Consider the following 25,690-nt stretch of genomic DNA (forward strand, 5'->3'; position numbering starts at 1 on the left):
CGGACGCCGTCTGGAGACGTTTACATGACGATGACTCAGAATGCGAATGAAGATTCGCTCGCCCAAAACCTGAAACCGCGCCACGTGCGTATGCTCTCAATTGCTGGTGTGATTGGCGCAGGACTGTTTGTTGGCTCCGGCCACGCAATTTCTGAAGCGGGCCCGGCGGTCCTGATCTCTTACGCAGCGGCGGGTGCCCTGGTCGTATTGATCATGCGAATGCTGGCTGAGATGGCTGTTGCCTCGCCCGACTCCGGCTCGTTCTCAACCTATGCAGATAAAGCTCTCGGACGCTGGGCCGGTTTTACCATCGGCTGGCTTTACTGGTGGTTCTGGGTGCTGGTAATTCCGCTGGAGGCCAATGCGGCAGGCACCATTCTGCATGCCTGGTTCCCCGATATCGCCATCTGGCAGTTCACTTTCGCCATTACATTACTGCTAACCATCACCAACCTGCTCAGCGTGAAAAATTATGGCGAGTTCGAATTCTGGTTTGCCCTGATCAAGGTCGTTGCCATCATCCTGTTCCTGGGCGTGGCGGGTGCGGCAGTATTTGGTTTGCTGCCGGACAGTAACACCAGTGGCCTGTCGCATCTTTATGACACACATGGTTTTATGCCGAATGGTATCGGCGCCGTTGTCGCGGCCATTCTGACCACCATGTTCTCATTTATGGGCACAGAAATTGTCACGATAGCGGCTGCCGAGTCGAAGAATCCTGGCAAGCAGATCACCCAGGCAACCAATTCGGTTATCTGGCGTATCGCGCTGTTCTACCTGCTCTCCATTTTCTTTGTGGTGGCGCTGGTACCGTGGAACACGCCAGGACTGGTTGAACAGGGTTCATGGCAGACGGCATTACAGGCGATGAACATTCCGCACGCACGATTGATTGTCGATCTGGTGGTGCTGATGGCGGTGTGCAGCTGTCTCAACTCCGCACTCTATACCTCTTCACGTATGCTTTACTCGCTGTCACGCCGTAAAGATGCGCCTGCCGCTGCTTCACGCACCAATCGCAGTGGCACACCCTGGGTTGCCGTACTGCTCTCTACGGCGGCTGCGTTTCTGGCGGTCATCGCGAATTATCTGGCGCCCAGCGCCGTGTTTGAATTTTTGCTGGCGACATCAGGCGCGATTGCACTGCTGGTCTATCTGGTGATTGCTGCGTCACATCTGGTGTTGCGCAAAAAACGTGAGAAAGCGGGAGAAGTCCTGAGCTACCGCATGTGGCTATTCCCGGGCCTGACCTGGGTCACTATTCTCTTTATTGTGACAGTGCTGATTATTATGTTGTGTGATCCGAAACATCAGTCTGAGCTTCTGGCAACCGGCGGGTTAACGCTGGTGATTATCGCCACCAGCCTGGTTCTGCGTCGTAAAAAAGAGGTTCGCCAGCGAACGAAATACTTTACTCAGCGTTCTTCCGACCCCTCATAATCTCTGGTAATTCTTAAACAGTAAATGATGCCCACCTTTCACAGCAAAGGTGGGCATTTCTGCTTTTATATGCAGAATAAAATCTGAAAGCTTATTCCAGATACTGGCTGAAGCGCAGCAGATACCCATCCGGATCCTGTACCAAAAACTCCCTCTGACAGGCAATCGTCTCGCCAGTGTCATAATGGTTATCCCGCATCTCACGAAACAGTGGCACGGCATGCTGCTGCAAACGCGTTAATACAGCGTCAATGTCGTCCACCTCGATCTGGAAATTAATGCCCCGGCCAAGCGGCCAGTGCAGCCCGGCGGTGTTCCAGCCCTGCGGATGGAACTGCTCAATCATCAATTGTGCTTCTCCATAGCAAAGGTATGCGAAGTCAGGCTGCTGACGCTGAATCCTTACCTCAAAGCCCAGCACCACAGTGTAAAAGTGCATCGAAGCGGCGAAGTCAGTGACGGTGAGTTCTGGCACCATGCGATTCCAGTACATATTGTTGTTATCACTCATAAAGGCATCCGTTTTTGTCTGTTACGATCGCTGTTCATTCTCACCGCCAATACTTCTTTGCAGTTCATCCAGCATCAGCCGCAGGGCGGCAGACTGATGCTCGCGCGACAGATACAGTCCCCAGATGCCAATGCGCCGGGGCTCATAATCGGGCAGTAAGCTCACCAGCTTACCCGCTTCCAGTGCGCGCCGGGCTTCCTGCTCAGGTACCATTGCTATCCCACAATGTGCAATGGCTGCATCACACAACAGTAGTGAGATGCCAGCACTGAAGTTTCCCTTAACAGCAGCCGTGATTTTCTCTCCATCCGCCGCCGTGAAATGCCAGCTTTGTCCGGCGAACTGGCTGTAGTAAAGACAGTTATGCCGCGTCAGATCATCCGGGGTTTGCGGTATGCCATGCTTCTGCAGATATTCCGGTGAGGCGCAGAGCACAGAGCGACATTCCCCGAGGCGGCGCGCGATAGCGCCCGGCTCTGGCGCATCCGTAATACGAATCGCGAGATCGATACGCTCACTGATCAGACTCACGGGCTGATTATTAATGTCCAGCTCAATGCGCAGTGCAGGATAGCGTGCCAGAAAGTCAGGGATCACCGGCCCGACAAGATGCAGCGCCGTGAAGTGGGCGCAGGCGATGCGAAGCGTTCCCGCCGGCACGCCCTGCGTGGTCTCCTGCTGGATCGCTTCTGAGAGCAGGGCCAGCTGACGGGTCTTTTGCAGGGTCGCCTCACCGGCAGGCGTCAGGGTCAGCCGACGCGAAGAGCGATGCAGCAGACGTGTTCCCGCCCACCTTTCCATCTCCTCCAGATATCGGCTGACCATCGGACGAGAGATCCCCAGCGCACGTGAGGCGGCACTCAGGCTACCCAGTTCACAGATTCGGTTGAAAACAGCGGCTGCCGTCACTCTGTCCATCTCGTTCACCTGTTCGGATTATGAAACTCAGCATCTCTGATTGCGGGAATTCTATCAGATGGCGAGAGGCGTAGAATAGCGCCATCGACACTGAACAACGCCCGATGCAGATGCCTGAAGCGGGCCTTTACTTCTGAGGATTCACAATGAAAACCACACTGTTACCTGTGATGTTAATTCTGGCTTCGGCTTCCGCTAACGCCGCCACTCTGCAACTGGAAACCTATAATCCGCAGGAGAAAGGCATTTTCCCTGTCTCTTCCACACTGGTTTCCGGGCCAACCGAAGCAATTCTTTTTGATGCACAGTTCAGCACCCAGGACGGTGAGAAACTGGTGGAGATGATTAAAAAGAGCGGTAAAAAGCTGAAGGAAGTGGTGATCACCTCTGGCGATCCTGATTTTTACTTTGGTCTGGAACCGATTGTTAAGGCCTGGCCGGATGTGAAAGTGGTTGCCGCGCCTGCGGTCGTGAAGCATATCCAGCAGACGCATGATGCCAAACTGAAATACTGGGGTCCTCAGATGAAGCAGGGCGCGCCGGATAAAGTGTTTGTTCCTGAAGTGACTCAACAGACACGCTTTAGCGTCGACGGCGAGGTGCTGGAACTGCGTCATCCTGAGCAGTACGCTGCCTACGTATGGATCCCTTCTGTGCGCACCATTCTGGGCGGTACGGGCCTTGCTTCCGGTATTCATGTCTGGACCGCTGACACCCAGACCGTTAAGAGCCGTGCAGAATGGCGTCATATCCTGACAGAAATGAAGACGCTGAACGCAACGAATGTCATTCCTGGTCACTACCTCGGGGCACGTCCTGAGGGTTCCCAGGCTGTGGATTTCACACTGAATTACCTGAAGAGTTTTGAAACGGCATTGTCACAGCACAAAACCTCAGCTGGCGTGATTGCCGCCATGAATACGGCCTGGCCGAAACTGGCTGAGCCGGCATCACTGGAACTCAGCGCCAAAGTAAATACTGGCGAAATGAAGTGGTAAATCTGTAACGGGTCAGTTAACCGCAGCGTGCGCAGCCGTTTAGCGGTTAACGCCCTGGAATAAAGCAGAGAGGTCCAGGCGCTAATTCTTTGTGAGATAGCGCCTGTCATCACGCGCCTGCAACCGCGCTTCCGCCGGAGTCGGGAAGATATAGTGAAACAGATCGCGGTAAAAACTCAGATGCTTCAGTAATCCTTCCTGAATAGCCCGGCTGATGTCCTTGATCAGGAACGCCTGGGTTGTATTGAAGTTAGCGATACTGAAAAAGGTTTTGTCATAGACGTTCACCACCCCTTCCCATTTCATCACCTTCTCATCCGGAGATATCCCTTCTGAGGCAACAAACATGCCTTTATGGGATTTCACGCCCTGTTTACTGATATAGGTAGTTAACGCGTCATAGCCACGCTTATTGCGCCAGCGACAGAATTCATACGGCACATCGTAATGCGGCAGCACAAAGTCAGGCGTGCGAAAATGTTCATCCCCAATCAATCCATCCAGCGTGACGGTGAAATGCAGAAAATCCTGGAGGAAATCGAACTGGCGGGTTTTGGTCAGAGTAACATTGATGGTGAAGTGACCCGCCTGTACAAACCAGTAATTGGTGAAGCCGGTGACCAGAATACAGAATGCCTGCCAGTCACTGAGTTTTCGATCTCCCGCCAGTCCCCTGAAACGGCTGATCATCATCCGCGATTTTGGGTGCTGATACGCTTTCAGCAGCGGATCGTTCATACCCTTCAGTAACATCAGGCACACTCCTTGATAGATTGCGCTTATCCTGCCACGCCCTGATCAGGGTGAAAAGTGTCGTTGTTCTGAAACAGTCTGAACTGATCGTCACTATGATGTGAGCCCGGTGCTTCTGGTAGCCGGAAGGCTCAACAAATAATCAGTCCATGTCTATCACCATCCCACTCAGGTGACAGGCTATCCTTAGGTTGAGGGCAGAACTTATTCCTTTTCTTAATGCTGTTAACTGATGCTCTGGCCTGCTGTACGTATCAGCTCACTCACTTCCGCCACCAGCTTACGAACCTTATCAGGGATAAAACGGGCGTCAGGGAAAACGGCATAAAGATAGCGGTCGGGAAGCCGCCAGTCCGGTAAAACCCGTACCAGCCTGCCGGAGGCCAGCGCATCTGCGCCAATCAGCAGCTGTAATCCGCCGATCCCCAGTCCCGCCTCAAGGGCCTGCATTAACGCCTCACTGTTGTTAGAACGAAACACGCTTTTCACGGGAACAGACACACCTGTCATCCCGGACACCAGCTGCAGCGGCGCATCAGGCGAAATACCGCTAAAACGTATGTGAGGATGCCGCTGTAAGTCATCGGGCGTTTCCGGCATACCGTTTTGCGCTATCCACTCAGGGGAAGCCACCAGTACGGTTTCAACCGTGATCAGCGAACGGGCCGCCAGCGTGGCAGGCGGTGACTCGCTAAGGCGGATCGCCACATCAACGCCCTCCGCAATGAGGTCTGAAAGACGATCCTCAAGCGCGATATTCAGATGCAGCGCAGGATGCGCCTGCTGAAAGGCGATCAGATGCGGCATCAACCGGTGCCCTAAGCCGCTCGGCAGCTGAATATGCAGTTTGCCGTGAAGCGGCTGCGTGCCAGGCCGCAATTGCTGTTCAAGTTCCTCCATCGCACTGAGCAGTTGCCTGACCTGCTGCAGATAGTGCTGACCCTGCTCCGTGAGCGCCATTTTTCTCGTCGTTCGGTGTAGCAGCACTACGCCCAAGGCCTCCTCAAGTGCAGCGATCTGCTGGCTCACCGCCGACTGCTTCATGCCATTTTGCCGTGCCGCCGCTGAGAAGGATCCCGCTTCCGCTACACGGACGAAGGTCTGAATCGCAGTCAGTTTGTTCTGCATTTATTGATTTTCCTGATAAGTGATATCCGGTTCAGGGGATTTAATCAGAATAACGCGCAGGTGAGAATGCGGCTTCTCTCTTAACAGGGTAATGATCATGAAAATGACGCAGGATAAAAAGGTTGCGCTGGTAGCAGGGGCCAGCGGGATTATCGGCCAGCAACTCAGCCAGGCGCTGGTGGCCGATCAATGGCAGGTGACCGCGCTGACGCATCAGTCAGACCTGGCGATAAGCGGAACCGAGGTTATCGCGGTGGATTTGCGCGACGTGCAGCAGAGCCATGAACGGCTGGCCTCACTGACTGATGTGACCCATATCTTTTACAGCGCATGGCTGAATGCCGCCGACTGGGAGTCGATGGTCGGTCCAAATCTCGCCATGCTGCAAAATCTGGTGCAAACCCTTGAAAATATCGCTCCGCTTGAGCATGTCAGCCTGATGCAGGGATACAAAGTGTATGGCGCCCATCTCGGACGATTTAAGACGCCGGCGCGGGAAAGCGATCCCGGCGTGCCCGGTGCCGAATTCAACGCCGCTCAGTTGAACTGGCTGAGCGCACAACAGCAGGGTAAAGCCTGGCACTGGAGCGCACCACGGCCCGGCGTGGTCGGCAGTGACCGGTCAGGCAACGTCATGAATCTGGCGCTGAGTCTGGCAATCTATGCTTCAATCTGTCGTGCAGCTCAGCTGCCTTTACGCTTCCCGGGTTCGCTGGAAACCTGGAACAGTATGGTGGATTTTACCGATGCGGCATTGCTGGCTGACGCCACGATCTGGGCAGCGCGCAACGCTGACGCACGCAATCAGGCGTTTAATATTAACAACGGCGATCTCTGGCGCTGGAGCGAGCTGTGGCCTGTCATTGCAGAATGGTTTGCGCTGGATATCGCGCCGCCCGTTTCACTCTCTTTCCGCCAGATGTTCAGGGACTATCGTACGCTGTGGCGAGACATCGCTGCAGATAACACACTCGTCGAGGCCGATATTCTGGCGCTGAGTGACGGGACTTTCGCTGATTTTGTCTTTGGCTGGAATTACGACATGTTTGGCGACGGCAGCAAGCTGCGTCGGGCAGGTTTTAACGGTTATCGTGCAACGGATGAGATGTTCTGCGATCTGTTTGCCCACTTCCGGTCATCGCGAATGATTCCGTGATAAAACGGTAAAGCGCAGAGAGCGGGAATATCGCTCTCTGCCTCAGGAAGATTTTAGCGCCCTTTCTTCTTACGTCCCGGCTGCACAAAGCGCTTGCGTGAAGCACCATTCGCATCGGCTTTTTCAGCCGGTTTAGCGGCACGCTTCTGTGGCTTACTCGCGGCGGCAGCTTTCGCCGAGGCTTTGGCTTTCTTCGCCGGTTTGTCTTCTGACGAGGAGTTCTCCAGCAGTTTAAACAGCTCTACGAGTTCGTCGTCGGTGAGATCGCGCCATTCACCCAGCGGTAACCCTTTGAGATTGACGTTCATGATGCGGGTACGCTCAAGCTTCATCACTTCAAAGCCGAAATGCTTACACATACGACGGATCTGGCGATTCAGCCCCTGAACCAGGGTAATGCGGAAGACAAACGGGGCTTCCTTTTTCACTTTGCATTTTTTGGTCACCGTGCCCAGCATCGGCACGCCTGCGCTCATCCCGGCAATAAATTCATCGGTGATCGGCTTGTCGACAGTCACGACATACTCTTTTTCGTGATTGTTACCGGCCCGCAGTATCTTGTTGACCAGATCGCCATGATTGGTGAGGAAAATCAGGCCCTGAGAATCTTTATCGAGTCGGCCAATCGGGAAGACGCGCTTGCTGTGATTGACGAAGTCGCTGATGTTATCGCGCTCGCCTTCTTCCATCGTGGTGATGATCCCGACGGGCTTGTTCAGGGCAATCAGCACCAAATCGTCTTCGTCGCGCGGCTCGATCAGCTGACCATTCACTTTCACCACATCGCCTGCAAATACCTGCGCGCCCACAGAGGCGCGTTTGCCGTTAATGAAAACGTTGCCCTGCTCGATATAACGATCGGCGTCACGACGAGAGCAGATGCCGCTCTCGCTGATGTATTTATTGAGACGAGTTGATGAGTCAGTCAGCATGATTCCTCCAAAAAACGCGGACTATACCTTACCGGCGGGGGGTTGCGAAGCCTTTGTACGGGAAACTTTTGCCACTTTTTGCCCGCCTGGCCGTGGTCCGCATTTACAGGTCAATCGACATCTCCATACAACGCAACGCGCAGCCCGCCAGCTTTGACGGATAAAGACTTTCTCCCAGCGGCCGGAAACCATGCTGCTCATAAAAGCTCACGGCGTTTGGCGTCGACTCAAGCGTTAAGCGGCGATATCCACGCTGCAGCGCCTCCGCTTTGATAGTGTCAATGATCCGGCCCGCCATTCCCTGTCCGGCAAAGCCTGGCAGCGTAAAAATGGCTTCGACACTGGCGGCAGCGAGATCAAGCGATCCTGTCGCCACCGGCACGCCGTCCGGGCCATCAATCACGAAGAAGGGATTCACGCGAATCATCGCAGGAAAGCTGGCGGGCATGCGGTCCGGCGTCCAGGCGGCAAGGACATCGGGAGGATAAACGTGCTGGCAGCCGTGGCGAATAGCCAGATTACGGATATTCCATAACGTGTGCGCCTCTTCGGGCGATGCCTGTCTGACAATCATGATGCCCTCCGGCTCCTGAACAGAGCCGTTACGTTAGCACACCGCGATGCGGGGATCTCCAATCCCTGACAGGTTCAGATGTCGTCAGCCATTACCTCTTTGCGTAATGACAGACGACAGAGTTTAAAGCAGAGCAGTTAAAAGCGGGCGTTAAGTCCGACGTTCCATGTCACCTGATGCGTGTCGCTGTTGCCTGCCACTGCTGAGACGCCCGCAAAGGCATTGACCGATGCGCCAATCGGCACACTCGCCCCGACCGCCATATCGATCCAGTTATCGTCACGCGAGCCGCTGTTGCGGGTAAAGGCGGTGCGTGTCGATTTCAGTCCGGCGGTGACGGCAGAGTCGGTATCACCAAACTGGTGGTTATAGCTGACCTGCGCCCAGGGATTGATTAACAAATCCTTACTGTCGATACGCCAGCCGACGGAGCCGATTTGGGAATGCAGTGTCTGGTCGCCAAAGCGCATAGAAGTACTGCTGTTCCCCTCTTCTTTATACCCATCGACCTGGGTGTAATCCAGCGCATAGCTTGCCATCGGGCCGGTGGAGACATAGCGACCCAGCGGCAAATCCCAGCCGGTCTGTACCCGCATTCCCAGCACTTTGCCATCACTGCTGCCCTTTTCAGTACGTGTCGCGGGTCCCAGCCTGATCTGACGCTCAATATCATCAAAGTTGAGATCGGCATAATGGGCATCCGCATTAATCCATCCGCCATCGAGATAATTGAACTGACTCCAGAGCGCCACCAGATTGCCGCGTAAACGGTAATCAAAGCGCGACGAAGGATCCTGGCGTTGCGAGGTGGCGGAAAGCATCGCGCCGGCCTGCCAGTGATCGGTCAGCTGATAGCCCACACCTACGGTGCCAGTGGCGCTGGTGGCATCGCCATCAAGCAGGCTGTCACCGCGAAAATCTCGCTGTTGCCCGGCATAACCGCCGAACACAGTAAACTCGCCAGCGCTGGCGGGCTGCTGACGCTGCTGCTGCAGATGACCGTCGAGCGTGTTATGCGCATCGCCCACCAGCATCGACGGTGCCTGAGCTAGCGCCGCCACCTGCAGCGGCGCATTCAGCACCGACTTAATATAATCGGCGATCAGCGCATGCACTGCCGGGCTGGGATGCAGCCGGTCGGCGAACAGATATTGCTGTGACTGAGAAAATCCAGGCGTCGAGGAGGTGCAGTCCATTGATGAGACACCTGGCGGGCAAGCCATGCCCGCCGTATTGCTGAGTCCATACAGACGCGGATTATCAATCACCTCATTAAACAGGCCATTGATATCCACCCGCGCGATGTTCCCGCGTGCTGTCAGCAGACCCTGCTCTTCAGCCTGATTGTAACGATCGGTCAGTGTCGCAGCCTCCTGACTCAGTAATTGCCAGGCAGCAATCAGCTGTTGCGCAAGAGCATCCCGGATAAGTGGAATCGAAGAGACCTGTCCTGCCGCCTCGTTTAGCGCGGTTTCAATCGCCTGCTCTCTTGCGGCCCGGTCAGGCGTGGTGGTGGTGCTCAGCGACTGAAACAGCGCCGCCGTCGCGGGTTGCGCAGCCGGGCCAAGTACCTGCAATATCGCCTGCAACAAAGCAGGCGTTGCTCCCACATTCGGCACCGTCGGCACAATCACCGTTCCGGCCCCGGCATTCAGCAACCGGCTGACCTGTGAGGCCGCTGCACTGGCACTGTTATCCACAATCTGCTGTGCAGCCAGCGGCGCCAGGGCTGCTGCCGCCAGATCATTACCACCAATCCAGTGAATGTAGAGACCGTTCGGGTCAGCCCGTCCCCCACGCGCCGCAAGATAGCTATCAAGTTGATCCTGGGTATTAAACAGCGGATTGATCGCCGGCACTGCAACCGCGCCACCCTCGGCATAGTTGTTACCACCCAGGGATGAGGGACGCAGGGTATCGCCCAGCGACTGCGCCAGAATCTCGTCATAAAGCGGATGAGTCGCGCCATCGTAGGTAAAGCGGCCTACGTTGCCGCCATCACTCAGGCTATCGCCAAACACGGTGAGATCGCTCCATGCCGCAGCAGGTAACGGGGACAACAGGCTCAGGGTCGCACAGCAGAAAAGGTATTGCGCGTGAAGGGGTTTCATCAGCAGCTCCGCACAAATCAAAATTTTGAGAAAAAAAGCGTCGTAACCGCACCCACTGGCGCAGCAAGCTGTAAGCGTAGTCGTCTCAGAAAATGGGCGGCAGAAAAGACGCGATCGCGGTCGCAAAGCCGAAAAATTTGGCTTAAAGATGAGCCGGAAAATCCGGTTAACCTGAAAGGCATACCGCTTCGGCTCAGTAGTGATGACTACTTTTTGCTGACGGGTTTCAACCCGCGATTGAGTTCCTGTAAACGCTTCATAGTTTTCACCGTGCGCTGCGGCAGCGTGGAAGCCACCGACAGGATTAGCATCTCCAGGCAAACCATAATCGTGCCGTGCAGGGGAATGCGTCCCTTCTCACCGCCACGGGGCACATTGATCACTACATCCGCTTCTCTCGCAAAAAAGGAGTCGGTGGCATTAGTCAGCAGAATAACCGGGATGTCGAGCCGCTTTGCTTCTCGCACCACGGCCGTGCCTTCGCGGTGTGCAGACTGCTGGGCCATCATCACCAGCACATCGCCGCGCTGAAGCGCCAGCATTTGTTCTGCCAGTGCAATACCGGCGCGATTCAGGGAGAAGGCGGGGAGACCAATACGGTTTAGCAGCCGCACGCTGTAGTCCGCAAGAATCCCCGAGGCATTAATGCCAAAGATAGCGACTTCCCGCGCTTCGCCCAGCAGCGCGACGGCATCCGCTACCGCCACCCGATTATGCGGTTGCGACAGCACCTCACAGGCATAACGATGACCATCCAGCACAAAGTCGATGGCGCTGTTCACATCGCTGGTCACCTCACTGACGGTGGTGATCATCTTATCTTCTGAAGTCAGCGAGGGACCAAACCAGGCCTTAAGCGTCTGTTTGAGGTCGCGCAGACCGCTAAAACCCAGAGCCTGAATAGCGCGGATCACAGTGGCATCAGAGGTGTGATTCGCTACGGCGATCTCAAGCGCGGTGCTCTCCAGTACCGTTTCCCGCTGTTGATCGATATAGCGCGCTACGGCCAGCAGACGCGGAGAAAGCTGTTTTTCGCGGGCACGAAGGCGTTCAGCGACCACATCCACTCTGTTTTTAACGGGTCTGTTCTGTTTCATGCTGCTCCTGCTGCTGACCTTACAAATCTGTAATGCTCACTCCCGGCCTGATCAAGGCGTGACAATTTCAGGCCTCAAAAATGTAGTGAAAGCCTCATTACGCTTTACATTTCACCTGAAAAAGCCAGGGTTTAAACACTACTCCTACATCCCATAACGAATAAATAATCATTATTATCAATGATATAAAATCATATCTGAACTGTTTTTTTATAAAAAGTGACGCGATAAAAATGTAGTAAAAACTCTTCAAATTTTGTTTACTACTACATTACCTGATGTTTGAATGATTCTCAATTACAGATGAGAAGTGTTGTCGTCCGGGCAACGTCATGATGTCTGAACGCTGATGTGCTTCTCCTCTGCTTAAAGCGCTGCATATTGCAGACCACCTCCAGGGAAGCCCTGCATGACCGACAGCCATCAGGGCGTATTAGCTTCAGAAACTGCCAGTAACAGACACGAAAAAAAATGAAAAACAAAGACACACGATATCCGGCCCGACACCCTGCTCTGGTCATGGCGATTTTCGGCAGCATTATGCTGCCACAGGTCAGTGCAGCAACCGACAGCGCACCGGATATGACCGTGACCGCGGATGCCAGTCCAGAGGGAAATTACAGCGCCAGCGAGACCAGCGTTGCCAGCAAAATGCCCACCGCGCGACTCGATGAGGTGCAGTCGGTCAGCGTGGTCACGCAGCAGCAACTGGAGGATTTTCAGGCCAGCTCACTGGCAGATGCGATGCGCTTTGTCAGTGGCGTCTCGGAGGCGAACACGCTGGCAGGCACCGAAGATGGCTTTGTACGGCGCGGTTTTGGCAGCAACGCCGATGGGTCGATTTACCGGGATGGTATCCGCAGCAGCCAGGGTCTCAATTTTGATGCGACGACTGAAAGGGTTGAGGTGCTGAAAGGTTCCTCTTCCCTGCTGTATGGCATTCAGAATCCGGGTGGCGTTATCAATGTGGTCAGTAAAAAGCCGCAGTATAACTGGCACTCCAGCGTCACCGGACGGTATGCCAGTGAGGGTGGCGGTGCTGGCACGGTGGATGTCACCGGTCCGTTGGGCAACGGTTTTGCCTTCCGGCTAATCGCCGAAAAGCAGAATCAGGATTACTGGCGCAACTTTGGCAGTGAAGAGCACACACTACTTGCGCCATCGCTGCAGTGGTTCGGCGAGCAGGCCAGCTTTCTGATCAGCTATGCGGACTATCGCTATGATATTCCCTACGATCGCGGCACCGCGTTTATCGACGGCAAGCCGATTGATATTGGCTACAAAGATCGTCTGGATGATAAAGCTAACCATGCCTGGGGCCATAACAGAACCCTGAATGCCCATTATGACTGGCAGTTTAATGATGAGTGGCGCACCCGGTTAACGCTTGGCTGGAACCAGCGGCAATATGATAATAATGAAGTGCGCGTAACGGCGGTGAATGCCACCAGCGGCGTGGTGACACGTCGGGCCGATGCCAATCGCGGGTTTAACCACAAAACCAAATATGTAAGCTGGGATCTGATGGGCAACCCGGAAATCCTGGGGATGCAGCACGCGCTGGTGGCGGGCACCGACTATGAGATGAACCAGACTTATCGTGCTCATCAGTATCAGGGCAAGGTCAATCGCCAGTTCAATTACTTCAATCCCGACTATGACATGCTGTCGCCGGTCACAGACGCCAGCACAGAGAACACCGCTGCGGCTAATAACCTGAACCGTATCCATAGCCGGTCGCTTTACGCTAAAGACAGCATTTCACTGACACAGGACTGGATTGTGGTACTGGGTGGTCGTTATCAGCATTATGAGCAGCGTGCCTCTCGTGGCTTCAATCCGCAGATTGAAACCCTGAACGATGAGGGCAATAAGTTTCTGCCGCAGGCGGGAGTCATCTACAAACTTACCCCTGACCTCTCTTTCTACACCAGCGTCAGCAAATCTTTCACGCCTTCAACGGATGTGGATGATGAGGGTAACGTCGGCAAACCTGAGCAGGGAACCAGCTGGGAAGTGGGCAGCAAATGGCAGCTGTCGCCGAAACTCCTCGCCACCGTGGCGCTCTACCGTATCGATGAAAGGTCGATGTCGCTGAATATTAATGGCAGCACGCGAGCCATTGATAAAGCCCGTTCGACCGGTGCTGAGTTTGAGCTGAATGGCGAAATTGCGCCTGGCTGGGATTTGAGTGCGAACTACAGCTATGATCAGGCAGAAATTGTCAGTGACCGGGTTAATCCGGATAACAACGGTAACCGTCTGCAGAATGCCCCGCGTCATGCCGGTGCGCTTTACCTGAGTCATGAAATGCAGGTCAGCGGCCTGCCCGGCTCGCTGCGGCTCGGCGGCGGTGCGCGATATGTCGGCAGTCGTGCAGGCGATCCCGACAACAGCTTCACCCTGCCCGACTACGTGGTGGCTGACAGCTTCGTCGCATGGAAAAACCGCCTGTTCGGCGAAAAAACGGAGCTGCGTCTGAACATTAATAACCTGTTTAACCAGCACTATTACACCTCAAGCGGCGGCAATCTGCGCGTCCGTGAAGGCGAAACCCGCAATCTGATGGTACAGGCCCGTGTTGAATTTTAAATCACTTCGTTCTGCATTGCTGATGCTCGGCGTGATGCTGGTCAGCGCGGGCGTACACGCCCGCACGCTGACCGATATTACCGGTCGCCAGGTCACCATTCCTGACCATCCGCAGCGTATTGTGCTGGGTGAAAGCCGGATGCTCTACAGCGTTGCGCTGCTGACACCCGGCAATCCTCTGCAAAATATCGCTGGCTGGCCGCAGGATCTGAAAAAGTATGATCCTCAGACCTGGCAGATTTTTGCCCGCCAGTTCCCGCAGATGGACGCTATTCCGGTACTGGGCCTGGATGGCGTTAATGACATGAATCCCGAACAGGTTATCGCGCTAAAGCCTGACGTGGTCATCCTGCCACAGCTGGCACGCGGCAGTGAAAGCGGCCTGGTACTGGAGAAAATGCTCGCGGCGGCGAATATCCCGGTGGTGAAGATCGATCTGCGGGTTGATTTGCTAAAAAATACTGAGCGCAGCATCACGCTACTGGGCGAAGTACTGAATCAACCCCAGCGTGCGGCTGACTTTAATCGCTTCTACCGCAGCCACATGCAGCGCATTGCGAGTCGTCTGGCGGGTTATCACGGCCCGAAGCCATCCGTGCTGTTGCAGTTGCACCTGGGACGGCGCAGTGAATGTTGTGTCACCTCGGTAAACGGCAATCTGGGTGAGCTTCTGACGTTTGCGGGTGGCAAAAATATAGCCAGTGAGCAGATCAAAGGTGTGTTCGGGCGGCTGAGTGAGGAAACTGTGATCGCTGCTCAGCCGGATTACTACTTTGCTACCGGCACTGGCAGCGCAGATGAAGTGGGTGCGTTAAAACTTGGCCCCGCTGTCACCGCAGCGCAGACCCGACAGAGCCTGCTGGCACTGACAGGTAAGCAGAATGCCCTGAAGCAGCTCACCGCACTGCGCGACGGTCATGCCGGTGCTATCTGGCACAACTTTTACCTCAGTCCCTGGCACGTAGTAGCAACCGAATTCTTTGCGACCACGCTCTACCCGCAGCTGTTTCATGACGTCGATCCTGAACAGACACTACGGCAGCTGTTCCGTGATTTCCTGCCAATCCCCTATTCGGGCAGCTACCTCTACAGACTGGCACCCGAAGTGAAACCGGAATCAGGCCGCTGACAGTCCGCGATTTTTTACCCGAACGATATCTGCCATCACCGACAACGCAATTTCCGCCGGCGTTTTGCTGCCGATGGGCAGACCAATGGGCGCATGGATGCGGTCCAGTTCCGTCCGATCCAGACCGGCGATCTGCTGGAGTCGCGCGCGCCGTTTCTCGCTGTTTTTCACCGAGCCCATAATACCGATATAGAACGCGGGTGTGGCAATCGCTTCCATCATCGTCAGGTCATCAATGCGCGGATCGTGGGTCAGTGCCACAATTGCTACCGCAGCGTGCGCCCCGTTCAGCTCCAGCCAGCGCGCCGGATGCTGTGACACCAGCGTCACGTTGTCCGCGCCGCTGAAGTGGCTCTCCAGCTCTGAGAGCATCTCCGGGCGGTGCTCACAGACCCGCACATGAAAACCCAGGATCTGCCCAAGCCGGATGCACTCATAGGCTACGGTTGAGTAGCCCGCGATCAGCAATTCCGGTATCGCGCCAACAGGCAGCAACATCTGCGCCTCGCTGGCATCCAGCTCAGGCAGCACACGATCGCTGGCGATAACTTCCCATTGTGCGCGTTCACCAGGCCGTATCATTTTCACCATCGGCTGTTGCCCGCTCAATGCGCGTTGCATTGCCTTCAGCAATGCCAGCGTAGCGTCATCAGGCGGCAAATATTCAATGGCGATCTCCAGACTACCGCCGCACGGCAAATTAACGTCAGGCCGAATTCCGCCCTCACCATAGCGCACACGCTGACTGCTGGCTCGGTAAGCACCCGCCGCCAGTTGCGCCAGAAAATCCTCTTCTATGCAGCCGCCCGACAGTGAGCCGCAGTACGCTCCGGCTTCATTGACTGCCATCAGCGTGCCCGGCGCGCGCGGCGAAGAGCCATAGGTACGCAGCACCGTACAGAGCCAGACATTCTGACCTGCCTGGCAACTACTCAATGCCGCATTAATCACGCGTTGATCCAGCGTTATCATGAAAATTCCTTTATTAACTGCAGATCAGCGGGGAGATCGATATCGCACAGGCAACCGCGATCATGAAGTGGCAGCCTGACCGCCTGTGACTTCACCATCGCCTGCGGACCGGCATCGCCCTGCAACACGCTCAGCATGGGATAGCATTGCTGCTGAAAACCGACCGGATGGCCTGGCCTGCCCTCAATCCACGGCCTGACGATAGGCGCATCCGCCAGCGCGGCGCTGACGGCGCGATAGCTTTCCGCCGTGACAAATGGCATATCACCCAGCGCAATCAGCCAGCCGTCGTAGTCGCGGCTGGCGTGAACACCGGCAGCGATCGATTCGCCCAGTCCGCCGCTGTTACACAGCACTAAAGTTGCCTGCCTGCAGAGCGTGTGAATTGCCGATGCGTCGGGGCGCGTGACGAGGAACAGGTCAAGCCCGCTGGCAGCGGCATGCTCCAGTGTATGTTGCAACACCGGTTTGCCTTCCAGATCAGCCAGAAGCTTATGCTCGCCTGCCTGCTGGCGAAAACGGCGACTCAGCCCGGCGGCCAGTACGACCAGCGCTATCCTCACTCTCTTTCTCCGCTCAGCGTGCAAAACGGGCGCAGGCTCCAGCCCACGCCCGTAAAATGACAATTCGACCGGCTGTCAGCCGGTCAGAATCAGGCTCAGATAATTTTGTCGAGCGTAATCGGCAGGTCGCGAACGCGCTTGCCAGTGGCATGGAACACCGCATTACTGATCGCTGCCGCCACGCCGACGATACCCAGTTCACCCACGGGTTTACCGCCCATCGTAGTCGCCTCGAAATCGGGCTCGCCCACATTGATGGTGGTAATGTCAGGAATATCGCCATTGACCGGCACCAGATAATCCGCCAGGTTATTATTGATTACCCGGCCATTACGCGGATCGACAATGCCCTCTTCCATCAGCGCCTGGCCGACACCCATGATCATGCCGCCAATCCACTGACTGCGCGCCAGTTTAGGGTTGTAGAGACGACCGCTGTCGAGTGCCGCGACCATCCGTTTTACCCGAATCGTGCCAAAGTCTTCATCAACCCGCACTTCAACAAAATGCGCGCTCCAGCTGTGGGCAGAGAATTTTTCAGGACGGGTACCATCATTGAGGTTGCGGACCATCTTATCGCGCTCACTTTCTGACATATCATCCGGGAAGGTCCCGCCTTTCACCGTGAGACTCTCCGACGGTGCCAGGCTCGCCAGCTGCGCGAATGAGACGGCCAGGTTGCTGTGCTGAGTATGCTGCACGCCGTCGCCTTTCAGGGTGAGCTGAGAAGCCGGTGTCCCTTTCAGCGGCGACTGAGCCAGCTCGCTTGCCAGCTTCAGTAACTGGTCGCGCATGCGTTTAGCGGTGTCGTCCACTGCGGCAGTCACGTTGCCGGCCAGCTGCGAACCGCCCGCTACGCCTGTACGCGGCAACTCGGTATCTCCCAGTTGCACCTCAATGGTACTGGAGGCCACGCCCAGAATGTCGGCAGCAGTCTGCGCCAGAATGGTATAGGTTCCGGTGCCGATATCCGCACCACCGCACTGCACCACAAATTTGCCCTGCGGCGTCAGGATGATTTTCGCTTCTGCGGGCAGCTTATTGACCGGATAGGTGCCGGAGGCCATACCCCAGCCAATCAGCTCACGCCCCTCACGCATTGAACGCGGCGTCATAATCCGCTGGTCCCAGCCAAAGGCTTCAGCCCCTTTCTGATAGGCTTCTTTCAGTCGGCGTGAACTCCACGGCAGATCGAGCTGATAATCTTTGTCTGCCCAGTTGCGCAGACGCAGTTCCAGCGGATCGATGTTCAGGGCATAAGCCATCTCATCCATCGCCACTTCCAGTCCAAAGGCGCTGGGGTTTTCGCCTGGCGCGCGCATCCATCCCGGTGTAACGGTGTTGATCGGCCTGATCTGATGTTGAGTGGAGACGTTCTCCACCGCATACATACGCGCTGTAACTTTGCTGCAGTTCTCGGCAAATTCGTCGATCAGTGACGTTTCACTGAAGCTGCGCTGGATAATCGCCTGGATTTTGCCGTCAAGCGAGGCACCCAGCTCCAGCTGCTGAGAAGTAGCAGCACGTCCGCCGAGACCCGTAAAGGTCTGCGGACGGGTCAGCGACACCTTGATCGGGCGGTTAAGCGCCCGCGACGCCACACTCGCCAGCGCGACGTGGGTATAGGGCACTGGCTTTGAACCAAATCCGCCGCCGACATAAGGCGAGATGATGTGCACGTCTTCAACCTCAATGCCCAGCCACTCGGCGATCTCCACCTGTGCGCCCGCGACCCACTGGCTTGGCTCCCAGACAGTGATGCGTCCATCCTGCCACTGCGCCACACAGGCGTGCGGTTCCATTGGCATATTGTATTCGCGCGGCGTGGTGTAACGCTGACTCAGACGCACCTCAGCCTGTTGCATCGCTGCCTGCGCATCGCCCATGTTGATATCCTGCTTCGAGACCGGTTTCGGCTCTACGCCCTCATCAGTTGCAAAAATCAGCGCGGGTGAGGTTTCATACTCAATTTCAACCAGCGAGGCGGCATAGGTCGCCTGCTCGAAGGTCTCTGCCACCACCAGACCGATATTCTGCCCGTTGTGAATAATCACATCGTCCTGAATCGGGGTGTAGGTTGACTGCGCCGCGCCCCCATCTGCAATGGCAGTAGGTTTGTTGATCTTCAGGCTGTTCAGATGGGTATAAACCGCCACCACACCCGACGCCTGCTGCGCCTTGTCGGTTGACATGCGGCTGATACGACCGCTGGCAACGGTAGACTGGATCACCACGCCATAAAGCGGATTTTCCGGCTGATGTTCAACCGCATAACGCGCTTCACCGGTGACTTTCACTTTGCCGTCGCCCCGCGTGCGAGCGGCGCCCAGCCCTTCAATCGGGTTGTCTGCAGCTGAGTTCGCCTTCACTGCATCCTGAGGCGCGTGGTCGTTTACGTCACTCATGCGATTTCTCCTGCTGCCATCAGCGCGCGTGCAATGACACGCGGCGCCAGTTTTGCTTTATAGGCGTTATGTGCCAGCGCCTGCGCTTCCTGGGTAATCAGTTCTGCGGCCCGGAACACTGTCTCTTCATTAAACGGCTGGCCTTCCAGTGCCTGCTCCACGGACCTGACGCGCCAGGGTTTGGTCGCCACGCCGCCCAGTGCGATATGCACCTGACGCATCACGCCGTTCTCCAGCGTAAAGCCTGCGGCGGCACTGGCTGCAGCAAACTCATAGGAGCTGCGGTCGCGGACTTTAAGGTAGTGAGAGTGCCGGAGAGAGTCGGTTTGCGGCACTTCAATCGCCACAATAATTTCGTCATCACGCAGATCGTGCTCACGATCAGGCGTGTCACCTGGCAGCAGGAAGAAATCATCCATTGCGATGCGGCGGGTTTCGCCCTGCTGATTCTGCAGGACCACAATGGCGTCAAATGCCACCAATGCGACCGCCAGATCGCCGGGATAAACCGCAATGCAGCTGTCGCTGGCACCCAGAATGGCATGATTGCTGTTAACGCCATCCAGTGCGGCACAGCCAGAACCCGGATTGCGTTTGTTACAGGCAGTAAAGGTCGCCGGATCGCGGTAATAGGCGCAACGGGTACGCTGACGTAAATTGCCGCCCAGCGTCGCCATATTACGAATCTGAGGAGACGCAGCCTGCCACAGGCTGCCGTAGATTGCCGGTGCATTCTGCTCGCAGTCGTGATGATCGGCCAACTGACTCATCGTGACCAGCGCACCGGCCGTAATTTTATCGTCGTCAAACTGCAGATTTTTAAGCTCGCTTAATCCGCTGATACCAATTAACTGGGGTGGCGTGAAGACGCCACACTTCATCAGATCGAGCTGCGTGGTGCCGCCCGCCAGCAACTGACTGCCTGACTGCTGTTTAAGGGATGCGGCGTCCTGAGGCGTCTGCGCGATTTTCCAGCTGAATTCATTCATGCGGACTCCTTCGCCATCTCAGCAGCGGCCTGTTTAATCGCATCGACGATGTGCGGATAAGCCCCGCAACGGCAGAGATTGCCGCTCATATATTCACGGATCTCATCATCTGAACCGGCGTGGCCCTCTTTGATACAGGCGACAGCGGACATAATCTGGCCCGGCGTGCAGTAGCCACACTGGAAGGCATCATTTTCCATAAAGCAGCGCTGAACCGGATGCAATTCACCTTCGGTAGAGGCCAGGCCTTCAATGCTGGTGACTTCAGCGCCATTTGCCTGGACCGCCAGCGTCAGGCAACTCAGCACCCGCTGACCATTAATCAGCACCGTGCAGGCACCGCATTGTCCCTGGTCGCACCCTTTTTTAGTGCCGGTCAGGTTCAGATGCTCGCGCAGTGCATCGAGCAGGGTGACTCGCGGATCGACCTGCATCTGCTGCGACTGGCCATTGACCTGCATTGTTAGCGATATTTGTTCCGACATTGTCTGCTTCCCATTGTTGTGGGCTAAAAGATGGTTTTTATTGGTATTTTTATGACGGGAGTGAAATCGGGGAAATGGTGATAACCCTAATCTTTACACGCGTATCTCTGCTTTTAGGTTTAGCAGCTTTTTGGCGATTCGGGGAAGATCAGGGTAAAAGACAGCGTTATCTGAGGTGAAAAGAAGATCAAAGCGTTATAAAAGTTAAAACATAACGATTTCATCTCTATGATTTTATGGGCTTTAAATTCTAACTTGCTGCTATGTGTCGTTCAGAAGACTTCTGGAACTGCCTTGTTAACTTTCCCAAAAAGTTAAACACTCAGGAATTGCCTGAATCGACAATCCTGTTTAAGCCAGAATCCGCTGACGGAATATGCAACGTTGAGTCTGCTACGAGATGGCCATTTTCTCGGTTCAGTGAGGCAATGAGGTGCCTGAACGCCTGGCACACACATCAGGCTCCTCTTCTGGCCCCCTGGTGGCTTAGAGTATTTGTGGTGGGATAAAATGGGTCATTACCAGTATGAAAAACGAAATGTACACGCGTCATCTCAAGGTTATCCATATTATCTGTTAAGCGTGCAGAAATGCTCTATCCTTTCGGATAGTAATACTACAGGCTGATTACTCACCATTTCGTTGACGTAAAAGAATCACAGACTTTTTTCTGATTAGCTTCCACCGATAAGATGTTGACAACGATTTCTGGCGTCCCAGTTATATTGAGGATTTTTTATAAAATCAGAAGCAATTTTGGCACGATCTGAATTAACCGTGATGACATAATCAGCCGAAATTTCCCGGACACCATATTCAGTATCAATAAAGTAGTGTTTTCCTGGCTGCGGGATAAATGGCACCCATTGAGAGAGTAAATACGTTTCCTGATGCTTAGTTTTTTTTCCTTTTTCGTCATAATCGCTTTTAATCGTGTTGAGCTGCTGAAGAGCCATGAGCCTGCCCGGTTTTACCTTGCCAGTCATAACGTGACCCGCAGAGGGTATTAAATTTGACTCAAGTTGATAGCGCTCAGTTCTGTCATAACAACTGCCTTTCTTCTCATAGACAGAAAGATAAAATGTGCCCACAAATCCTTTTGGATTTATGGCCACTACGGTCGCTGCATCTTTACCTTCGTAATTTTTATAATCGAGGGGAAGAAGCGTAGAACAACCCACCAGGATAATAGCAGGGCATATTAACACTATTCTCTTAAATTTCGTGATGGCATGCATTTATTTTATCTTCCTGACATTCTGATTCTGGACGCCTGCCGCGAATAAAAAACTAAAGGTATTTATAAAAAATTCTATTTATCGCGCAATTAAACGTAATCGCAGACCAAGTGAGTTTAAATTTCACTCAGCCAGCTATTTTTAGCCATAAAAGCCATGCAGGCACTCTCTATCTGATGGCCTTATTATCAGGACGATTAAAAAGCCCGAAAGAGCTTTTTAATCGCTTTATGGCGTGCAGAGACGAATCAGAATCGGTATTGCAGACCCGCGGTGATCGTGTAGTTTTTATTCGAGATACCCGCGGCATCTCCACCAATTGATGCTGAATCACCGGAGAATCGGTCAATGATCTCTGTGCTGCCTTTGCCTTCTTCATATTTGCTGTAAGTAAATTCGGCAAAAATTTTGGCATCAGGTGTCACATAATATCCTGCGTCGACTGATGCGCCGTAGTACCGGGAATCAGTCGCTTTCTCGCGAAAGGTGAGATCGCGCATGTAGTGCTCGTCGTTATCGTGTGCACGGACCCAGTCACTGAATTTAAACAATGCGTTAAATTCGAAGTCGTTAATACGATACTGTCCCGCAAGACCAACGTAAGGCATTGAAAAACGCTGGCTATACCCAATGCCACGTTCACCTCTCGGGAAATCACCCGTCGATGCGCCATTATCGTAATTGTATGAGCCACCAAAGGCGGTCCAGCTGAAGCGGGTTTCCTGATAACCAGCCGTCAGCCCGGCCTTGTAGTTATCGCCTTGCAACACCCAGCCCTTAACATTGAGATCGTATTCGTTGGCGTAATTAACATCCGTGCGGGGATGAGATGAATGGTCTGTCCAGGCTGACTGATTGTCATCAAGCCAGTCATAGTCATCCATATGACCGGAACCGGACGCCAGGGAAGTCCAGCCTCGCGCATTCAGCGTCAGAAATGAGTATGCATCCCAGGATAGTTCGCCTTTCAGAATAGCCACATTCTTTATTTTCCAGTCCAGTTTGCTGACTTTGCGGCCTGTTTCTGTGTCGTAAACCAACTCATGAGATTTGCCACTCAGCATCCCGGCTGACGTCGAGACAGTAAAACTTTCCGGAGAAAAATTCGGTGAAAACCGATCTGAATCTGCGCAGGCTCCGCCTGACAGCGTCGCCATCATCATCACTGCAACGGTACTTTTTTTCATTTTAATCCCATTTCCTTGAAGGTAATCCTTGTACAGCAGCGCCATTCTTCTCATTCAATGACAGCTGCACTTCTATACTCACCTGTGGGGCTGAAGCCCCGAAAAAACGAAATCCTGCGCGATGGTGCATGTGAAGTCGGAGATTTGTTAACAACTCACATTGTCCATCGCAGGTTTGAACAGTTAAGGCAAATTCCTTAATCGGCATGTCATCAGGAAACATTAATTATTTTTGCCATTCCCACTTTTATGGCGGCCTGGGTTATGGCCAAGCTGCGGAAGCCAGGTTCCTCAGGCGTTCATGCCGAAAGATGTCATTCACAATGCTGTCTCCTGACCTCCCGCCAAAAGAGTGATTAATGATCGGCCAGGCGGCTTGATTCTCAGCGTGACCGTTCAGGTTGGGACACTGCTGAAGAGCGAATCTTGATATAAAGCGCAATTAGGATTCCCTGTTTCCATGCTTCTCTTACGGCAGACTATTAAATTGCAGTAGCCTCTGAAAGCCACGTATTCCCGGCGCCCTGCTCGCCTTCTATCAGGCATCCTTAAGGCGCGCGAGCATGCGGTTTCTGTAAGCGTAGATGATTGCGCAGAGTAAAAGGCTGAGCAACGCAGTACAGATAAAAACGCCCGCCCCGGTCATCGCCAGCATTATCCCACCGATCAAGGGTCCGACAGCGATCCCTAGCGTCGACAACATTGAGGCGCCAAGATATGCACCGCGATGCTCTGGTGGTGCCAGCTGATCAAGTAAAATGTTCAGATTTGGCATCAGAATCGCTTCGCCCACACTAAAGACACTGGTCACAGTAAGCCAAAGCCATATCTCCGTTGAGCGTGTACTAAAAAAGCAGATCTGAGATAGCGCGAAAATAAACCCACCGAGAAGAATGCGCTTCGGCAGGGAAACGGTAGCCAGAAACCGCATGATGAACGTCTGGAAGACCAGAACGGTGCAGGCATTTGTCACCAGTATCAGGGTAATCAGCTTAATGGCGGCGTCGCCATTCAGTAACAGGAGATACTGCGGCAGAATAGCTTCGTAATGGATAAAAACAACACTGCATAAAATGCTGCACAGCAGCCCCGCAATATAAATGTTATCCCTCGCGATGATACCGATAACCTGATGCAGTTTAACCGTTACCCCGTCTCCATCCTGCTCCTTCACAAGTTTTCCTGCGGGGATAAACAGCAGCACATAAACGAAAAAAGGAATATAGGTAAGCCCGGTTATTAAAAAGGTGCCCTTTTGCGATGTCAGGCCAAATGCAATTCCGACCAGCGGGCCGAATACCGCTGCGACGTTGATAAGGTAATAGCGCATTTGCAGGGCAAGCGCACGACGACGACGATCCACCAGCAAATCACTCATCAATGCGCGCAGCGGCGGATCAACCCACGCAAAGGAGACGCCGATAATCATCAGGCCAATAATAAACAGCCCCATCCCGGCGGCCTGCGCCAGAAGACTATACCCCAGCGCTGAAAACCCGCAGCCCAGCAGCAGAATAACGCGTCGCCCCAGCCTGTCTGAAATCTGCCCGCCGTACATGCCGAGCACCACCGAGAACAGCGCACTGCTGGTCATTGCCACACCAATGGCGATCGGCGACATATGATAATTCTGCGTCATGATGACGGCGATAAACGGCCATGCCATGAAATAACTAAAGCGTATAACCAGCGTAAAAAAGAGAAGCGCATGAACTGTCGCCGGAAAAGATTTCAGCGTCCGGAATAATCCTGTTTCCGTACATTCCTCAGCCGCAGGTCTGGTCGTCATAAAATATCCTTATTTTGTTTCTGTAAGTGCTACGCAACGCAGTGTGCATAAAGCCTTAATATTAATAAGATTATTCTCCAGGACACGCAATCCAAATGTTAACTGATTGTTTATTTCCCCAGCTTATAGGGTAAAGGCTCCTGTTCGGAGAGCAATGTAAGGAAAAAAGTAATGCAGGGAATTAAATGCGGACATTACTGCTGGTCATGAAGGTGACCCGTTACCGAAGCCGTTCCGGTGAGCGCGTTGGCTGGCTTTAAGCGTTTAAATGTGGAGAAGAAATGAAAAACAGGGTGGCCAAAAATAGCCTGGGCAGGATTCAAAACTCATATTGCGGATAGCATTAAACGATTCGCGCAGTAAGCGCAACGCGGCGCTGATATCCACTGAATTGCGTTACTGCGCATCAACATGTTTATTTGTAAATATCAGCGGTGCCAAACAGGACGTTATTGCCTCCCGCCGCCACGATACGGTAGCTGCTTGCTCCCGCCGCCTGCGCTTTTGCTGCCAGATTGTCTTTTAATTCGGAAAGCGTAGTTGAGCCGCTGCTGTCAGAGACGCTACCGATAAGGGTCTTACCTTGTGGCATGGTGGTTTCCATTGCAGCAAAGCTGGATACAGAAACAGAGCCCAGAATTACAGCGGCCAGAATCATTTTTACGTTTTTCATATGTCACCTCAGAAAGTGGAATTCGCCAGGGGAAGCAAACGCTAAACTGT

Annotated in this window: 22 protein-coding genes; 5 read left to right on the top strand and 17 right to left on the bottom strand. The window is 54.1% G+C overall.

The window, feature by feature from the left end; genetic code table 11:
- Positions 1–24 precede the first annotated feature (24 nt).
- Positions 25–1,440, top strand: coding sequence for a GABA permease (gabP, locus tag NP77_RS21230; protein WP_003848167.1), 1,416 nt, complete (start codon positions 25–27; stop codon positions 1,438–1,440).
- 91 nt (positions 1,441–1,531) lie between these two features.
- Here gabP and NP77_RS21235 read toward each other — a convergent pair whose 3' ends face one another.
- Positions 1,532–1,951 carry a VOC family protein gene (locus NP77_RS21235; RefSeq protein WP_008924571.1) on the bottom strand — a complete coding sequence of 140 codons (420 nt, stop codon included), beginning with the start codon at positions 1,949–1,951 and terminating at the stop codon, positions 1,532–1,534.
- Between the two features lie 21 nt (positions 1,952–1,972).
- Positions 1,973–2,869 carry a LysR family transcriptional regulator gene (locus NP77_RS21240; RefSeq protein WP_008924570.1) on the bottom strand — a complete coding sequence of 299 codons (897 nt, stop codon included), beginning with the start codon at positions 2,867–2,869 and terminating at the stop codon, positions 1,973–1,975.
- Positions 2,870–3,015: 146 nt separating this feature from the next.
- Here NP77_RS21240 and NP77_RS21245 point away from each other — a divergent pair, with 146 nt between their 5' ends.
- A complete protein-coding gene (locus NP77_RS21245; protein WP_008924569.1) occupies positions 3,016–3,867 on the top strand; it encodes a Vmh family MBL fold metallo-hydrolase in 852 nt (283 codons plus the stop codon).
- A gap of 81 nt (positions 3,868–3,948) precedes the next feature.
- On the opposite strand, the gene NP77_RS21250 is transcribed toward NP77_RS21245, so the two are convergent.
- The gene (locus tag NP77_RS21250; protein ID WP_008924568.1) at positions 3,949–4,620 is read right to left on the bottom strand and encodes a hypothetical protein; all 672 of its coding nucleotides are present in this window, start codon (positions 4,618–4,620) and stop codon (positions 3,949–3,951) included.
- 225 nt (positions 4,621–4,845) lie between these two features.
- Complete coding sequence (locus NP77_RS21255) at positions 4,846–5,748, bottom strand: LysR family transcriptional regulator (RefSeq protein ID WP_039661611.1); 903 nt, start codon at positions 5,746–5,748, stop codon at positions 4,846–4,848.
- 97 nt (positions 5,749–5,845) lie between these two features.
- Here NP77_RS21255 and NP77_RS21260 point away from each other — a divergent pair, with 97 nt between their 5' ends.
- The gene (locus NP77_RS21260) at positions 5,846–6,904 is read left to right on the top strand and encodes an SDR family oxidoreductase (protein ID WP_003848155.1); all 1,059 of its coding nucleotides are present in this window, start codon (positions 5,846–5,848) and stop codon (positions 6,902–6,904) included.
- Positions 6,905–6,957: 53 nt separating this feature from the next.
- Here the strand turns inward: NP77_RS21260 and rluF are convergent, their stop codons facing one another.
- From rluF to NP77_RS21280, 4 genes are all read right to left on the bottom strand, one after another.
- The gene (rluF, locus tag NP77_RS21265; RefSeq protein WP_039661613.1) at positions 6,958–7,836 is read right to left on the bottom strand and encodes a 23S rRNA pseudouridine(2604) synthase RluF; all 879 of its coding nucleotides are present in this window, start codon (positions 7,834–7,836) and stop codon (positions 6,958–6,960) included.
- 103 nt (positions 7,837–7,939) lie between these two features.
- A complete protein-coding gene (locus NP77_RS21270) occupies positions 7,940–8,410 on the bottom strand; it encodes a GNAT family N-acetyltransferase (protein ID WP_003848151.1) in 471 nt (156 codons plus the stop codon).
- 137 nt (positions 8,411–8,547) lie between these two features.
- Positions 8,548–10,521 carry an autotransporter domain-containing esterase gene (locus NP77_RS21275; protein WP_008924565.1) on the bottom strand — a complete coding sequence of 658 codons (1,974 nt, stop codon included), beginning with the start codon at positions 10,519–10,521 and terminating at the stop codon, positions 8,548–8,550.
- A 206-nt stretch (positions 10,522–10,727) separates the two neighbouring features.
- The gene (locus NP77_RS21280; protein ID WP_008924564.1) at positions 10,728–11,618 is read right to left on the bottom strand and encodes a MurR/RpiR family transcriptional regulator; all 891 of its coding nucleotides are present in this window, start codon (positions 11,616–11,618) and stop codon (positions 10,728–10,730) included.
- Positions 11,619–12,089: 471 nt separating this feature from the next.
- Between NP77_RS21280 and NP77_RS21285 the strand changes: the two genes are divergently transcribed.
- A complete protein-coding gene (locus NP77_RS21285) occupies positions 12,090–14,210 on the top strand; it encodes a TonB-dependent siderophore receptor (RefSeq protein WP_008924563.1) in 2,121 nt (706 codons plus the stop codon).
- 34 nt (positions 14,211–14,244) lie between these two features.
- Positions 14,245–15,339: an ABC transporter substrate-binding protein gene (locus NP77_RS21290; protein WP_164913101.1), complete on the top strand. Its 1,095-nt coding sequence runs from the start codon at positions 14,245–14,247 to the stop codon at positions 15,337–15,339.
- On the opposite strand, the gene NP77_RS21295 is transcribed toward NP77_RS21290, so the two are convergent.
- The 9 genes from NP77_RS21295 to NP77_RS21335 all read right to left on the bottom strand — a co-directional run bounded on the left by NP77_RS21295 (position 15,328) and on the right by NP77_RS21335 (position 25,640).
- Entirely contained in the window at positions 15,328–16,311 is a 984-nt protein-coding gene (locus NP77_RS21295) for an XdhC family protein (RefSeq protein WP_003848140.1), read from the bottom strand. The two genes, NP77_RS21290 and NP77_RS21295, sit on opposite strands and share 12 nt — an antisense overlap.
- The gene (locus NP77_RS21300) at positions 16,308–16,874 is read right to left on the bottom strand and encodes an NTP transferase domain-containing protein (RefSeq protein ID WP_039661619.1); all 567 of its coding nucleotides are present in this window, start codon (positions 16,872–16,874) and stop codon (positions 16,308–16,310) included. The genes NP77_RS21295 and NP77_RS21300 overlap by 4 nt, the downstream gene beginning before the upstream one ends.
- Positions 16,875–16,969: 95 nt before the next feature.
- Positions 16,970–19,279: a xanthine dehydrogenase family protein molybdopterin-binding subunit gene (locus NP77_RS21305; protein WP_052250690.1), complete on the bottom strand. Its 2,310-nt coding sequence runs from the start codon at positions 19,277–19,279 to the stop codon at positions 16,970–16,972.
- Positions 19,276–20,268 (bottom strand): xanthine dehydrogenase family protein subunit M, encoded by a 993-nt coding sequence (locus tag NP77_RS21310; protein ID WP_003848134.1) that lies wholly within the window; start codon positions 20,266–20,268, stop codon positions 19,276–19,278. The genes NP77_RS21305 and NP77_RS21310 overlap by 4 nt, the downstream gene beginning before the upstream one ends.
- Positions 20,265–20,753, bottom strand: coding sequence for a (2Fe-2S)-binding protein (locus tag NP77_RS21315; protein ID WP_008924558.1), 489 nt, complete (start codon positions 20,751–20,753; stop codon positions 20,265–20,267). Before NP77_RS21315 ends, NP77_RS21310 begins: the two co-directional genes overlap by 4 nt.
- A 674-nt stretch (positions 20,754–21,427) precedes the next feature.
- A complete protein-coding gene (locus NP77_RS21320) occupies positions 21,428–21,991 on the bottom strand; it encodes a hypothetical protein (RefSeq protein WP_039661620.1) in 564 nt (187 codons plus the stop codon).
- Positions 21,992–22,239: 248 nt separating this feature from the next.
- Entirely contained in the window at positions 22,240–23,178 is a 939-nt protein-coding gene (locus tag NP77_RS21325; RefSeq protein ID WP_003848125.1) for an omptin family outer membrane protease, read from the bottom strand.
- Between the two features lie 538 nt (positions 23,179–23,716).
- Positions 23,717–24,967, bottom strand: coding sequence for an MFS transporter (locus tag NP77_RS21330; RefSeq protein ID WP_039661621.1), 1,251 nt, complete (start codon positions 24,965–24,967; stop codon positions 23,717–23,719).
- 415 nt (positions 24,968–25,382) lie between these two features.
- On the bottom strand, positions 25,383–25,640 hold the full coding sequence (locus NP77_RS21335) for a YdgH/BhsA/McbA-like domain containing protein (RefSeq protein WP_003848120.1): 258 nt from the start codon (positions 25,638–25,640) through the stop codon (positions 25,383–25,385).
- Positions 25,641–25,690 lie beyond the last annotated feature (50 nt).

The organism is Pantoea sp. MBLJ3 (assembly GCF_000816655.1).
In the GTDB taxonomy this organism is placed as follows: Bacteria; Pseudomonadota; Gammaproteobacteria; order Enterobacterales; family Enterobacteriaceae; genus Pantoea; species Pantoea eucalypti.

What these genes read in the sequence shown, in the direction of transcription:
- NP77_RS21330 (WP_039661621.1), bottom strand. Translation starts at nt 24,967, where the DNA reads ATGACGACCAGACCTGCGGCTGAGGAATGTACGGAAACAGGATTATTC.
- NP77_RS21260 (WP_003848155.1), top strand. Translation starts at nt 5,846, where the DNA reads ATGAAAATGACGCAGGATAAAAAGGTTGCGCTGGTAGCAGGGGCCAGC.
- NP77_RS21250 (WP_008924568.1), bottom strand. Translation starts at nt 4,620, where the DNA reads ATGTTACTGAAGGGTATGAACGATCCGCTGCTGAAAGCGTATCAGCAC.
- NP77_RS21280 (WP_008924564.1), bottom strand. Translation starts at nt 11,618, where the DNA reads ATGAAACAGAACAGACCCGTTAAAAACAGAGTGGATGTGGTCGCTGAA.
- NP77_RS21320 (WP_039661620.1), bottom strand. Translation starts at nt 21,991, where the DNA reads ATGCATGCCATCACGAAATTTAAGAGAATAGTGTTAATATGCCCTGCT.
- NP77_RS21240 (WP_008924570.1), bottom strand. Translation starts at nt 2,869, where the DNA reads ATGGACAGAGTGACGGCAGCCGCTGTTTTCAACCGAATCTGTGAACTG.
- NP77_RS21255 (WP_039661611.1), bottom strand. Translation starts at nt 5,748, where the DNA reads ATGCAGAACAAACTGACTGCGATTCAGACCTTCGTCCGTGTAGCGGAA.
- NP77_RS21325 (WP_003848125.1), bottom strand. Translation starts at nt 23,178, where the DNA reads ATGAAAAAAAGTACCGTTGCAGTGATGATGATGGCGACGCTGTCAGGC.
- NP77_RS21245 (WP_008924569.1), top strand. Translation starts at nt 3,016, where the DNA reads ATGAAAACCACACTGTTACCTGTGATGTTAATTCTGGCTTCGGCTTCC.
- NP77_RS21335 (WP_003848120.1), bottom strand. Translation starts at nt 25,640, where the DNA reads ATGAAAAACGTAAAAATGATTCTGGCCGCTGTAATTCTGGGCTCTGTT.
- rluF (WP_039661613.1), bottom strand. Translation starts at nt 7,836, where the DNA reads ATGCTGACTGACTCATCAACTCGTCTCAATAAATACATCAGCGAGAGC.
- NP77_RS21285 (WP_008924563.1), top strand. Translation starts at nt 12,090, where the DNA reads ATGAAAAACAAAGACACACGATATCCGGCCCGACACCCTGCTCTGGTC.
- NP77_RS21275 (WP_008924565.1), bottom strand. Translation starts at nt 10,521, where the DNA reads ATGAAACCCCTTCACGCGCAATACCTTTTCTGCTGTGCGACCCTGAGC.
- NP77_RS21235 (WP_008924571.1), bottom strand. Translation starts at nt 1,951, where the DNA reads ATGAGTGATAACAACAATATGTACTGGAATCGCATGGTGCCAGAACTC.
- NP77_RS21295 (WP_003848140.1), bottom strand. Translation starts at nt 16,311, where the DNA reads ATGATAACGCTGGATCAACGCGTGATTAATGCGGCATTGAGTAGTTGC.
- NP77_RS21315 (WP_008924558.1), bottom strand. Translation starts at nt 20,753, where the DNA reads ATGTCGGAACAAATATCGCTAACAATGCAGGTCAATGGCCAGTCGCAG.
- NP77_RS21310 (WP_003848134.1), bottom strand. Translation starts at nt 20,268, where the DNA reads ATGAATGAATTCAGCTGGAAAATCGCGCAGACGCCTCAGGACGCCGCA.
- NP77_RS21270 (WP_003848151.1), bottom strand. Translation starts at nt 8,410, where the DNA reads ATGATTGTCAGACAGGCATCGCCCGAAGAGGCGCACACGTTATGGAAT.
- NP77_RS21305 (WP_052250690.1), bottom strand. Translation starts at nt 19,279, where the DNA reads ATGAGTGACGTAAACGACCACGCGCCTCAGGATGCAGTGAAGGCGAAC.
- gabP (WP_003848167.1), top strand. Translation starts at nt 25, where the DNA reads ATGACGATGACTCAGAATGCGAATGAAGATTCGCTCGCCCAAAACCTG.
- NP77_RS21290 (WP_164913101.1), top strand. Translation starts at nt 14,245, where the DNA reads ATGCTGGTCAGCGCGGGCGTACACGCCCGCACGCTGACCGATATTACC.